Here is a 12,015-nt window from a genome sequence, read left to right as displayed (position 1 = left end):
AGGAGAAGTTGGATGAACGTCAGAAAACCTGTAGACTACAGCGCCATGTTCGAGGCGCTGGACACCCTGATGGCGGCAGATTTGCCGCAGATGGAACTGTACTGCGAAATGGGCCGGTTGGTCAGCGGCAGGTCGGAGAAAGGCGCCGCTGCTGCCGCTGCGGAGTATCTGTGCGCCGCGTATCCTGACACCTCCGGCTTCTCCCCACGGAACCTGCGCCGGATGCGGATGTTTTACCGCACCTATGAAGCTGCCCCTGCGATATTGGCCGAGGCCATGACTATCGGCTGGACGCAAAATGTGGTCATTCTGGAGGTGGAGCTGACTCTCCAGGAGCGAGCATGGTACATCAAAGCGGCTGGGCAGCTCGGCTGGTCGAAGCTGGAACTCCAGCAGAGAATTGCGGATAATGCTCATCTGGAAATCGTTCTCGACTTTGCGGATGATGTGTGTTATACTGAAGAAAACACTGCCAACATTGAGTGTGCCGCCAATGACGAAAACCCTATTTGTGTGCCACGGGAACATCTGCCGCAGCCCGATGGCCGAGTTTGTGATGAACGATCTGGTCAAAAAGGCGAAGATGGAGAGCCAATTCCACATCGAATCCGCCGCCACCAGTACCGAGGAGACAGGCAATCCGGTCTATCCTCCTGCCCGCCGCAAACTGGCCGAGCATGGGACCGACTCCGACGGCCACGCCGCCCGTCAGTTGAGGAACGAGGACTACGACCGCTTCGACCTCCTGATTGGGATGGACAAGGCCAACCTGCGGAATATATATTGGATCTGTGGCGGTGATTTCGATGGTAAGATACATCTGCTGATGGAATACGCCGGCGATCCCGAAGCCGAGGTAGCCGATCCGTGGTACACGGATGACTTTGAAACCACCTGGCAAGATGTGCTGGAGGGCTGTACTGGATTGCTGGAATGGCATACTCAGCAGCAAAAAATTGGGGAGGGTACATCATGAGCAGACAGTTGACTCCTCAGAACCATGACTTTAATCAAATCATTTCCATTATTGAGGAATCCCGCAGCCGAGCACTCCGGGCAGTTAATGCGGAATTGATCCAAATGTATTGGAACGTGGGAGAATACCTGTCTGATCTTTGTGCAAACGCGGCTTTCGGGGATAAGGTTATTGATGAAGTAGCCTCTTATATCGCTGGCAGCGGCACAAATATAAAAGGTTTTAATCGCCGTGGACTATACCGCATGAAACAATTCTACGAAACTTATAAGGGCGATGAATTTGTGACACCACTGGTGACACAAATCAGTTGGACCAATCACCTGCAAATCATGTCCAGCGCCAAATCCATGGATGAGCGGCATTTTTATTTGCAGCTTTGCGCAAAAGAGCATTATTCCAAACGCGAATTGGAACGGCAGATCGACAGCGCATACTATGAACGCTGCAAGCTGTCTGCGCAGAAGCCAATCCCGGAAGCTGCACCTCAGAATGTACGCAATAGTATTTTAGACACCTATGTCTTGGAGTTCCTTGACTTGCCGGAGCAGTTCTCTGAGCGGAGCTTCAAAAAAGCAATCATTGAAAATCTCAAGCAGTTTATTCTGGAATTCGGCAGAGACTTTTCCTTTGTCGGTGAAGAATACCGGGTGCAGGTAGGGAATACCGATTTTTATGTTGATCTGCTATTTTATAACCGCACTCTATCCTGTCTCGTAGCGATAGAGCTGAAAATTGGAAAGTTTAAGCCAGAGCACATCGGGCAAATCAACTTCTATTTAGAAGCCCTTGACCGCGATGTGAAAAAGCCAAACGAGAATCCAAGCGTTGGATTGATTCTATGTGCAAGCAAGGACGATGCAGTAGTAGAATACGCATTGAGCAGAACAATGTCTCCAATGCTGGTTTCAGACTATACTCTCTATCTTCCGGACAAAAAGATTCTTCAAGGCAAGCTGCGCGAATTAACAGAAGTTGTCTTGGACACCGAACATGAGGATGCAGAATAAACGCCGAATCCGGGAGCTCACCTTTATCTATGGCGGTGACAATATGTAGTGGTCATAAAAATCGATTTTGACCGCTTATTCCAAAAAATCCAGCCTTTTCTGCGGAAAAGGCTGGATTTTTTGCGTTTCAGTATATTTTTGGCCGTTTTGATTTTCGTAGCCTGGTGCTGACCACAGAACAAGCCACAGACAGAAAACGTCAGATCACTGGGCATATTGCCTTGATGGGCCATGAGTTTTCTTAGCCTGTATTATTCTTACCGATTTTTCAAACAAGTCTTAGAAATCAAAATCTCTATCCCACTCTCTGAGGGGACTATTGAATATTCCGCCCATAAATTCGCAATTCATATTGTCTTATTGTGCGACTGCCTGCATTGCTTATCTGCCATGTTGTTGAAACACTTTTTCAAAGGTGGCGTTGCGCAAAAACACATTTTCTGGCGTACCAATCAGCTGATAAAATACTGATTCAGGGAAATAACTACTCGAATTGATGACAGCGTCAAACTGGTGGCCTATATGATCCTTATAGGCCATCTCGCGCAGAAGCTGTTCAGTATCTTTATAAACGCATGTTATCCTCAATCGGCCGATTGAGCGATGCATCTTGAATTCCTCATTTGGCGTCACGCCATTTCTGGGGGTATTAAACCACCGATCAAGTAGCGGGGAACTATTTATAATTTCGTGAACAGCGTTTGATGCCACGGTATGCTGCCAAATCTCATCCAGCGTGCGCATATGACTCCAGCCGTGCCTTACCTCAAACATGTTTGCAAACAGACGTGTAAATAGTATTGCATTTCGATACACGCCTACAGGAATAAACGTGCCCAAAACTGCCAGCGCCCCAGCGCGCAAAAACAAATCCCCTACGCTGACGGCACCATATCCACGCGGCATATTATGGCATGTGCTGAGTAGCACGACCGGCGGCACATGAATGTCATTGTCATCCGCCATCCATATTTCGTTACCAATACTGATCCCTGCCATATTATTGCGCTCGTTGTACACCCCGTGGGCGGAAATGAGCAAAATTTGCGCATCTCTGTGACGGGATAGAAAAGTTTTAAATTGTTCAAGCGAGCAAATCTCTTCACTTGCGAAGAAAACGTCTGTTTCTGATTGCACCATGTTCCGCAATTGGCATGTAAACCTATCACAATACTTGCGAACGGGATCATCCTTCTCTACACACTCTGCAACCGCAATTTTGAAGGGGCCTCCCAAATAAATACTTGGATGTTTTGGCAGTTCGTTCTGAAATGCGCGTGTGAGCGGTGTCAACGGCTGATAGGAAATAGGTTTCATACAGCAAAGCGGCGCGGAAGCTTCCGGGAGAATTGCAAGCCCAACAGGGAAGTTAGAAAATACCGTCAGTTGTGAGGCGTTACGCAATAACTCGAGTTGATACGGTGTAAGCTGTTGCGCTAAAGTTTCGCCAAAACTTTTCAGCGTATTCCAAACATAGCGATTATCGATTTTGCCACGGCAATGCCTCTCTAGTTGCGACAAGGATGAGAAAATCTTCGACGGTAGGTCATCCAACGGGAGATAAAGCGCACACTTTGCCGCAGCACGATGCACCCCAAGTAAGTCGATGACCTCGTGCTCCACGGTGGGCGTCTCTTTTGAAGTTTTCATCAGCTTCCTCTGTGCGTTTGGGCCACCGGGTATCGTAAGCACAAGGGGAACGCCATTAAAATTTCGATTTTCTATTAATTCCGACTCGCATTTTTTTCGCAACTCCGGTTCCTTTTCAAAATATAATCGGCAGATATGAAGAAACCGCTTATGCATTGCTACATTGAACTTGTTTGCGTTGTCATCTTCAAGAAGCGAGTTCCGATCATCTATGAGTTGCTTCGTATATCCAAACTGATTGGCCAACGGCAGTAGTGGGAGGAGCTGCCACTCATCCTTTCCCACGAGAGGAAAGTCAGCCTCCGGCACGCACACCGATTCCTCTTTTTCATGGCTCAAAACGAACTCGCTGATTCGTTTCCAATGCTTGTGCAGTAGCTCAACGTTGAGGGAGGACATCCGGCAAATTCCCAACAGCGGACACGGGATGTCCGGGTCCTGAACTACCTCTTCATATATTTCATCCGGGCAGATAATCAGCGTAGGATCAAAGAGGAAATTGTACAGCTGTTTCCGTTGGGAAATATCGTGTAATGGAAAGGGAATTGGCAAAATATCATGCGCTTCATCCGTTGTATGGAGCAGCAAATCAATATCACAACTGATTACGTCGTAGCCGATGCGCGGCAGATGCAGGAGATACAAGATTGCAGGAAGTACGCCGGTTAACTCAGAATCCCAGATGTACGTTGTTCCAGATGTGTCATAGCTGCCCGGTGGCACAATCGGCCTATAATTGTTGTCGAAGTATTCCGTTGGAAACAGCACATAGTAATGCAACAGCATATCCATTAAATAGCCTCCAGTTATTTGTGTCTAATACTGTGCCTCCATTATATCACTTTTCTCGCCATGTTATATATGAAATTAGAGTTTTCTTGGAGAAAAATTGAAGTGTGCAAAGAATTTCTGATGCAAATCGAACAGATTACACCGTAGATAAAATAGAAAATCATAGTCAAGCTATACTATCGCAAAAAAGAATGCGGCAATAAGCCCTATGGATTGAATCTCATGCTCCATCTGTATATTCGACTAAATCTAGCTCCACAATTAGGGGTAAGATTAATATAGAACTTATAGCTGTTGAGTATCATTCTGATATGCAATATTTTCTAGTAACAAACGAAGGGATGTTTTTCTTAAAGTGCTTTTTTCAGTTTCCTCTCGACGGCAATTTCCGTTTTCATTTCTGCTATCATCTCTGCCAGCAGTTTTTCGCACTCTTCCTCACTGTGAGCGTAGATGTTCCGAGGGTGCTTTTTGCCATCCAGCCAGATAGGAGAGTAGCGTCCTTCCCAGAGATTTTCGTTAATCTGGGTAATGCATCCTCTACCGGCTTTGCGCCGCTGGCCTTTGTGGGCCTGGAATGTACTGGGAGCAGGCTTCCGAGGTGCTGATAGATTCTCCGTTTGTGCCTCAGTCTTGCCGATACCATGGTCGATCTTTACCGCCGCTGTACGGCGCATCTCATCGGTGACGTGAGCGTAGATGTTCAGTGTGGTGCTGCTGGAGACATGACCGATAATAGTGGACAGAGTTTTGATGTCCATCCCATGCTCCAGAGCGGCGGTAGAAAATGTGTGCCTGAGATCGTGAAATCTGATTTTCTTACATTCTGCCCGTTCCAGAATGGTCTGCAGTCTTTTACGAACTGCAGCTGGGTCCCTGGGCGAGTCCTTGCTAATTGGAGAGGGAAACATCCACCGGGAGTTCACGGTTCCCTTGTAAGTCTTAAGGACATTCAGCACAGGAGCTGGGAGGATCACGCTACGGTTACCAGCCTTGGTTTTGGGCGGAGAGGCCACCAGCTTGCCTTTGATCCGATGGATCTGCCGCCGTACGCGGAGTTCTCCGGTGCGGAGGTTGAAGTCATCCCATTGGAGGGCGCATATCTCGCCTCGCCGCAGACCGGTTGAGAGTTCCAGGAGGAGAAGCTCGAAGCAGTTATCTTCCTTGGCTTGGATTAGCAACCGCTGGATTTCTTCCGGGGTCAGCACCTGCATCTCCCTGGCCTTGGCGGAGGGGAGACGACAGCCATCAGCGGGATTGCGGAATAGGAGCTTTTCGGAAACCGCCTTGTCCAGTGCGGCGTGGAGGGTGGTGTGGATGCCCCGAACGGTCTGGTCGGACAGCCCCTCCCCGTATAACTCTGTGCGGAGGAGTCTGCCGCCCTGCTTGAGTTTAGCGTAGAACTGCTGGATGTCGTTGGTGGTCAGCTTGTCCATTTGGATGTTTCCCAGGGCTGGGATGATGTGCTGGTAGATGCGCCGCTCATAGGACATTTGGGTGTTGGGTCGAAGATTGGATTTCTTATAGGTCTGATACCAGCGATCCAGCCAGTCCCCCAGGAGGATTCCAGGTTTAGGCTGTTCGGGAGCAGGAGCCTGGATGCTGTCCCTCAGTGCCTTGAGTTTTGCGATGCAGTCCGACTTTGTCTTTGCCAGAACATTCTTGGTGACTGGTAGACCTTTATCGTCGTAGCCGACAACTACCCGTCCTTCCCAGCGACCGTCTTTCCTCAGGCTGACGCCGCCGTCTCCCCGCTTCCTGCGTTTTGCCATGGTTTCATCTCCTCTCCAAGATAGTCAGTCAGGAAACCGCCAACGATATCAGCAGCCCGCCTCTGCATATCGCCAGTGGTATGGGTGTAGGTATCCAGAGTGAAGGACGCTTTAGTGTGGCCAAGGATTCCAGCCAGAGTTTTGGCATCCACTCCTCCGGCCAGAGCGTGGGTCGCGAATGTGTGACGAAGATCATGGAATCGAATATCGGGCAATCCAGCCTCTGTCAGAAATTTTTTCAGCTGCCGGTAGGCACTGTCAGGATTCATAGGGGCCTCTGGCCGGAGCGGATCATGGAATATCCAGGGAGAGAAGGATTTACACTTTCGCTCTCTCAGCAGTTCCACTGTACTGGGTGGCAGGACAATTTTCCGGGTGCCAGCGTAGGTTTTGGTATCCCCAGCCACCAGCCTGCCGCCCGTTTCCCGGTGAAGAGTGCGGCAGACTTTCAGGGCGCCGCCACGCTCATCAAAGTCGATCCACATAAGCGACCCCCGGCCTTTATCCTGCACTTTTTTCGACCCCCCGGTTCACCTGCCACTTTCGGTTGTGCTGAATTCACCGGATGGTGCACACCGGCCACACACTTTTGACACGGCTGCGTCTGCGATGGACTGCGGCTTGTTACCCTCCGAGCATCAGCGAGGCCACACAGCGGCACACGGGTCGTCACGATGAGTGCACGCTATCACTGCGGAGTGCGAGTGCCGTTGCGACTCGCTGGCGCTCAGCTGCCACATCCATCTGCGCCAGCTGTTGGTCGTAGAACTGGTCAAGGGCCAGTTGGATCGGACGGATGGTGTAGAGCAGGTTGCCGTTGCGCTTTAGACCATCCCTGGTGGTGACCGTTGTGCTCTCTATACTGATGAACTGCCTCTCCTCCAGCTCGCACACGTACTTGCGAACGGTGTTGGCGCTCATCCTCACCGCTCTTCCGATGGTCCTGTAGCTAGGCCAGCACTGGTAGGTGTTTCGGTTCTCACAGCAGAGCAGATAGGAGTAGACAGTCAGCGCACCGGGTGACAGACCCAGCAGGAATATCTCGTTGGGTAGTTGGAAGTAGTTCTTGATTGGATCACGCTTGGGCCACTGCTTGTACTTCAATCCGCACCTCCTTGGGTGTGCCGAGACGCCCAGCACCTTCGCTACCGTTGCCGCATTCAGGAACAGCGGCAGTTCATCGTAGCTCTTGTAGCTGGATTCTTTCATGTTGTACTTGCCCATCCTTTCTGTTGAGTCAGTTTTTCCTCTGCCCTTATGCGCTGACTCCCTCATCCATCTACCACAATCTCCAGAGTCCAAAAACGACATTTTATTTTTCATGTGCCGAAAAAATTTTTGATGTATAAAAACTCACCCGCCAGAACTAAGTCTGACGGGTGATCGTAACGGAAGATGTTGAGGCTGATGATAAGCCATTCTGTAGCAGAGCGGATCATCAGGGCATTTTCGGCAGTTCAGTTCAAGTCCTCGGAATGTCTTTTTACTGTCTTCCACATGAGGCTCTTTTTAATCTCTTCGTAGGAAATACCGGATGAATACCAACCCCAGGACGGCTACGATCCCAATATACACGTAGAGCAAAAACTGCTCCGCCGTGCTCTTGCCGCCTCCCCAGTTCTGCCGGACGCTGTCATCCCGGTACTGCTCGGTAATATCGTTCCCGTCCTTGTCCAGGAACCGGACGTTCCTCGGCCGTACCTCATAGGAGGCTCCCAGCTGTTCCCGAACGTCCTCCTCCTCCTCCAGCAGCCAGAAAAAGTTGACTTCTGACAGCGGGTAAATCAGCTCATGTCCTGTGATCTGCCGCCCCTCCGTCCCATCGAACCAGGTGTACTCCACGGCGACGGAATAAATCTCCCGGCAGTCATGCCCGGCGATTACAATGGGGGACCAGTCACTCTTCCTCACATTTATCCTTTCGGCAATCACCCCGGCGGTATAGGGGAAGGGGTCCATGCTGGCATGGTCCGTCCGGTACTTGCCGTTGATCCCCCGGGTGAGTTGGATGATCCCGTGGACATTGTCCTGGTTGTCCGCTTTATAAAAGATAAACAGCTTTCCGTGGGATTCCTGCCAGGCCAAAGGAGTGGCACTCTGCATTTCGTTGTCGTTTACACTGCTGCCCTCCGGCTTGGCAATATAGTTCTCCACCGCCGCCAGATGCCCGGACTCGGTATTGGGGTAGTGGAACTCCGCATCGTACAGCCACCAGATGCACCACAGGGTGAGCACCAGCGTTACTCCGGCAGCGATGAGCCGGGTGCGCTTGACCCGTTTGAGGAAGTTCAGCGCACCTTTGGGGGCCTTTTCTACTGGCACCTGGGAACGCATATCTCGCTCCAGGTCCTGACACGCCCCGCAGTCCTCCAGGTGCTCCCGCACCTGGGCGGCGGTCTCTTCCTCCGTCAAATCCTCAATGTAGGCGGGCAGCAGGTCCCGCACCACGCAGCAGTCCAATTTCTTATCCATTCGGTCTCCCTCCTGTCAGCAGTTTCGCCAATTTCTCCTTGCCCCGGTAAAACCACACCCGGGCCCATACCTCGCTCTGCCCCATCAATTCCCCAACCTCCCGGAAAGAGAACTCTCCCGCCAAACGCAGGTAGATGACCTCCCGGGTCTCCGGGTCCAGCTGCCGCAGGCTTCGGTAGAGGGCCATACGGTCCTCCCGCCGCTCGGCCTCCCCTTCCGGGTTATCGGGGGCGGTCAGACTGGACAGGTGTTCCTCCTCCAGTGGCGCAGTTCGGCTCCGGCGCTCCAGTTCCTTGTACCACAGCCGCTTGGCAATGGCGCACAGCCACACCTGGGGTGTGCAATCCCCACGGAAGGTATCCAGGCTTTTCAGCGCCTGGCAGAAGGTTTCCTGCGTCAGGTCCTCCGCCGTGTCCGGCTCCCCGGACAGGGAAAACAGATAGCGGTATACGCTCCGCGCGTGCTTTTCGTAGAGGTCCTCCCCCCTGCGCGCCATGTGCCTCACCTCCTCGTTCTGTCTGTTAGTTCTTGTTGGGAACCGTTCGTTACACTATGATACCAAAAAATAAATCTTAAAGGTTTCCAGAATCAGGCCCTCCGATATGTCCGTCTTCCTGGATATGGAGAACTGATAAATGATGTACCGCAGCAGAGGGGGTGTACGCTGTCTGGAATTGCTCCATCGCGCCGTCCTGACGGGTTTGCAGGACGTGGACCGGCTGCACATCCTCCACAATGTCCCCCTCCTTTTTCTTCGTATGTCCTACTATACACCGGAGATGGCAAAATCCCACAAAATATTTTTTAGAAATTATGAGCACAACAAACGCCTGCCCGCGCTCTGGGGAAGGCGGGCAGGCGTTCTTTCAGGCTTCACAATGATTCGTCTGTACTCAGATGTTATCCTCGCACCACCTCGCAATCTCCCCAATCAGCTCCAGCGGGAGGGGCTTGCTGTAGGGGAGCTGGATGGCACCCTTGCTGGTCTTGTACTCCGTCAGCCGCCCAGCGAACGCCTCCACAGCCTCCGGGCCGGGGTACAGGCCGATGTGCCGCTTGGAGGCTGCGAACTGGATCAGGTTCCTGCCCTTCCAGTAGGTGGGCATACTCCAGGAGATTTTCTACCTGGCCTCCGGGATGCTGGCCTTGATGGCGGCGTTGATCTGCCGCAGATAGTCCTGCGCCTCTTCCGGCTGGGCGGCGATATACTCCTCAATCGTCGCCGGAGGTTTCCCGCAGTAGTGGCTCTGGTCCACATTTTTGAATGATCGCCCGCACTTGGGACATACCCACATGGCTGCTTCCTCCTATTTCCGCAGAATCTTCTCCATCGTCTTTCCCTTCGCCAACTCGTCGATCAGCTTATCCAGGTAACGGATTTCCCGCATGAGCGGGTCCTCTACCTCCTCCACCCGGACGCCGCAGACCACGCCCTTGATCAGCACCCGGTTCGGATTGGGCTGGGGTGCCTTGCGGAAAAAGTCCCCGTAGCAGAGGCCGGCGGGGCGGAACGCCTCCAGCTGCTCCGGGCTGTACCCCGTCAGCCAGCAGATGACTTCATCCACCTCGGCCTTCGTCCTGCCCTTCCTGGTGGCCTTGTCCAGCAGAAGCCCGTAAACTTTCCCGAAATTCATTTGAAACACTTTGTCGTTATTCATAATGCATGCGCTCCAGATAATGATATACTATTTTACCACATCCTATATTGTTTTGCCAAGAGTCGGCCTGAATCTTGCGTGGGTCAACGGAAAGGGTTTCATTCTTTGTTTTCGGTTACGCAATATCTGAGCAGTAAATCTGTGGCCTTCGGCGTTATATTTTTCTGCCTGTGCTCTGCTTTCTGCCGTCACGAGGAGGTTATCGTCAAAGCCATAGGGCTAATATCATCCTCCGGCTATGTTAGAAGCACGTTGGTAATCCCGCTTGGCGGCAAAGCTCATGCCGGGCCGGTAGTTCCCTGAACAGTCCTTTGGGACTGATAAAGGGGTTTAATTCCTTGTTTACTGCTACACAATATCTGAGTAGAAAATCTGTACTTCCCGGTGCTATATTTTCCTGTCTGCACTCTGTTTCTGCCGCCATGAAAGAGGGCCATCCAGCTTCCTGGATGGCCCTCTTTGAGTACTATTCGCTTACGCATAGAAGTTGACGCTGTTGGGGATTCCGACGAACATACAGCAGTAGCCCCTATATTGTTTACAGCATAGCAAATTCTGTGTGGGTGCGGGACTTGTATCTCTCGGTTTTCTATGGTATACTAAAAAAGAAAAGTGGGGCGGTTAATGTGGCGAGATTTGAACTTTTTGTTTGGGACCGGTTGGGAAAGAAAGTCCCTGCCAAGGCGCTTAGAGCGACAAGAGAAGACTTGGAATTTACTGTTGCCGCACCCGTATGGCAAACGGACTGGACAACTGAGTATATTGTAGATAGCGGATTTGAAATCTATGCGTTAAAAACCAAGCAGGGTGAATTGGTGGCCCTGGGTGCTTATGGGATTGAGGAAAATGTTGTTGCTGTCCATATCGTTTACATGGAGAGCCAAGCTCAAAGTAATCCAACCCTTTGTAAAGAGCCGAAGTACCGGGGGATCGGACGGGCGCTGGTTGCCTACGGTATCAAGCTATCTGTGGATGCCGGTTTCAATGGAGATGTGACACTGGACGCAAAAACGCCGGAGTTGGCGAAGCATTACGAGCAGAACTTTGGTGCGCTCTTGATTCCGGGGCGTAAGAGCGGCGCGGCTCCACGGTACTTGATTTGTGATGAGGCTGCCATAAACATTTTCACATCCTACTTGGAGGAGGGCTGATTATGGATGACGCAAAGTGGTATTTCACGCACGAGAGCGATGAGGACAGACTGTGGTATCGAATCTTTTTTTCCATGTGTCGGAAATTTGGGGTGTCCTGGTTCAAGGCTAGCGAAATGCAAAAAGCCTTTATTGAGGAACTGACCCGCATCAATTTTGAGCGGGAGACGGCAAAGAAAAGTGCTGTGGCGCAGCCCATCCGTGGCTTTTTTGACACGGAGATATCCGCTTGACCCACACCGTGACCCACACGCGGAAAAAAGCGGGTGGAGTTAATGGACAGGAAAGTGCCAAAGACCATGGCTCTCCGTAACAAAAATGCCCCAAAAGTACCGGAAAGCGGTACTCCCGAGGTTGGCAATCAGTTGGTAAGGACGGAGAGACGTGCCCATGTCGAAATAATACTGTCAAAAACGGGGAAGAATCTTCTGCAAAACCCGGATTCTTTTTGCAAATCAGCACTTTTCCTGCCGTTTTCAATTTGGCATTTTTGGCCTGACCACATATCTGCCCACAGACAGAAAAATCGGCCCA

Annotated in this window: 12 protein-coding genes and 3 pseudogenes; 5 read left to right on the top strand and 10 right to left on the bottom strand. The window is 51.3% G+C overall.

The window, feature by feature from the left end:
* Positions 1-35: 35 nt before the first annotated feature.
* Entirely contained in the window at positions 36-191 is a 156-nt protein-coding gene (locus NFS22_RS17105) for a hypothetical protein (protein WP_251318918.1), read from the bottom strand.
* Between NFS22_RS17105 and NFS22_RS24140 the strand changes: the two are divergent.
* The 3 genes and pseudogenes from NFS22_RS24140 to NFS22_RS17095 all read left to right on the top strand — a co-directional run.
* Positions 118-357 (top strand): annotated as a pseudogene (locus tag NFS22_RS24140) (DUF1016 N-terminal domain-containing protein); the annotation flags it as partial. The gene NFS22_RS17105 and the pseudogene NFS22_RS24140 sit on opposite strands and share 74 nt — an antisense overlap.
* A 136-nt stretch (positions 358-493) precedes the next feature.
* A complete protein-coding gene (locus NFS22_RS17100) occupies positions 494-976 on the top strand; it encodes a low molecular weight protein-tyrosine-phosphatase (RefSeq protein ID WP_251318917.1) in 483 nt (160 codons plus the stop codon).
* Positions 973-1,986, top strand: a complete 1,014-nt coding sequence (locus tag NFS22_RS17095) for a PDDEXK nuclease domain-containing protein (protein WP_251318916.1) — start codon at positions 973-975, stop codon at positions 1,984-1,986. The genes NFS22_RS17100 and NFS22_RS17095 overlap by 4 nt, the downstream gene beginning before the upstream one ends.
* 381 nt (positions 1,987-2,367) lie before the next feature.
* On the opposite strand, the gene NFS22_RS17090 is transcribed toward NFS22_RS17095, so the two are convergent.
* The 9 genes and pseudogenes from NFS22_RS17090 to NFS22_RS17045 all read right to left on the bottom strand — a co-directional run bounded on the left by NFS22_RS17090 (position 2,368) and on the right by NFS22_RS17045 (position 10,330).
* A complete protein-coding gene (locus NFS22_RS17090; RefSeq protein ID WP_251318915.1) occupies positions 2,368-4,428 on the bottom strand; it encodes a hypothetical protein in 2,061 nt (686 codons plus the stop codon).
* 350 nt (positions 4,429-4,778) lie between these two features.
* Complete coding sequence (locus NFS22_RS17085) at positions 4,779-6,200, bottom strand: tyrosine-type recombinase/integrase (protein WP_251318914.1); 1,422 nt, start codon at positions 6,198-6,200, stop codon at positions 4,779-4,781.
* Positions 6,158-6,688 (bottom strand): annotated as a pseudogene (locus NFS22_RS17080) (site-specific integrase); the annotation flags it as partial. The gene NFS22_RS17085 and the pseudogene NFS22_RS17080, both read right to left, overlap by 43 nt.
* A 181-nt stretch (positions 6,689-6,869) precedes the next feature.
* Entirely contained in the window at positions 6,870-7,304 is a 435-nt protein-coding gene (locus NFS22_RS17075) for a helix-turn-helix domain-containing protein (RefSeq protein WP_251318944.1), read from the bottom strand.
* A gap of 405 nt (positions 7,305-7,709) precedes the next feature.
* Entirely contained in the window at positions 7,710-8,672 is a 963-nt protein-coding gene (locus NFS22_RS17065) for a zf-HC2 domain-containing protein (protein ID WP_251318913.1), read from the bottom strand.
* Positions 8,665-9,168, bottom strand: a complete 504-nt coding sequence (locus NFS22_RS17060; RefSeq protein WP_251318912.1) for an RNA polymerase sigma factor — start codon at positions 9,166-9,168, stop codon at positions 8,665-8,667. The genes NFS22_RS17065 and NFS22_RS17060 overlap by 8 nt, the downstream gene beginning before the upstream one ends.
* A 76-nt stretch (positions 9,169-9,244) precedes the next feature.
* Entirely contained in the window at positions 9,245-9,406 is a 162-nt protein-coding gene (locus tag NFS22_RS17055) for a hypothetical protein (protein ID WP_251318911.1), read from the bottom strand.
* A gap of 159 nt (positions 9,407-9,565) precedes the next feature.
* Positions 9,566-9,967 (bottom strand): annotated as a pseudogene (locus tag NFS22_RS17050) (iron chaperone).
* A gap of 12 nt (positions 9,968-9,979) precedes the next feature.
* On the bottom strand, positions 9,980-10,330 hold the full coding sequence (locus tag NFS22_RS17045; protein ID WP_023346912.1) for a DUF2200 domain-containing protein: 351 nt from the start codon (positions 10,328-10,330) through the stop codon (positions 9,980-9,982).
* 626 nt (positions 10,331-10,956) lie between these two features.
* Here NFS22_RS17045 and NFS22_RS17040 point away from each other — a divergent pair.
* Together NFS22_RS17040 and NFS22_RS17035 are read left to right on the top strand one after the other, a co-directional pair.
* The gene (locus NFS22_RS17040) at positions 10,957-11,481 is read left to right on the top strand and encodes a hypothetical protein (protein WP_251318910.1); all 525 of its coding nucleotides are present in this window, start codon (positions 10,957-10,959) and stop codon (positions 11,479-11,481) included.
* 2 nt (positions 11,482-11,483) lie between these two features.
* Complete coding sequence (locus tag NFS22_RS17035; RefSeq protein ID WP_251318909.1) at positions 11,484-11,714, top strand: hypothetical protein; 231 nt, start codon at positions 11,484-11,486, stop codon at positions 11,712-11,714.
* The last annotated feature ends 301 nt before the right edge of the window (positions 11,715-12,015 follow it).

This window comes from Flintibacter muris (assembly GCF_943192995.1).
Classification (GTDB): Bacteria; Bacillota; Clostridia; order Oscillospirales; family Oscillospiraceae; genus Lawsonibacter; species Lawsonibacter muris.
Note: the sequence above shows the minus strand (reverse complement) of the source record. Positions and strands in the feature narration are given on the sequence as shown.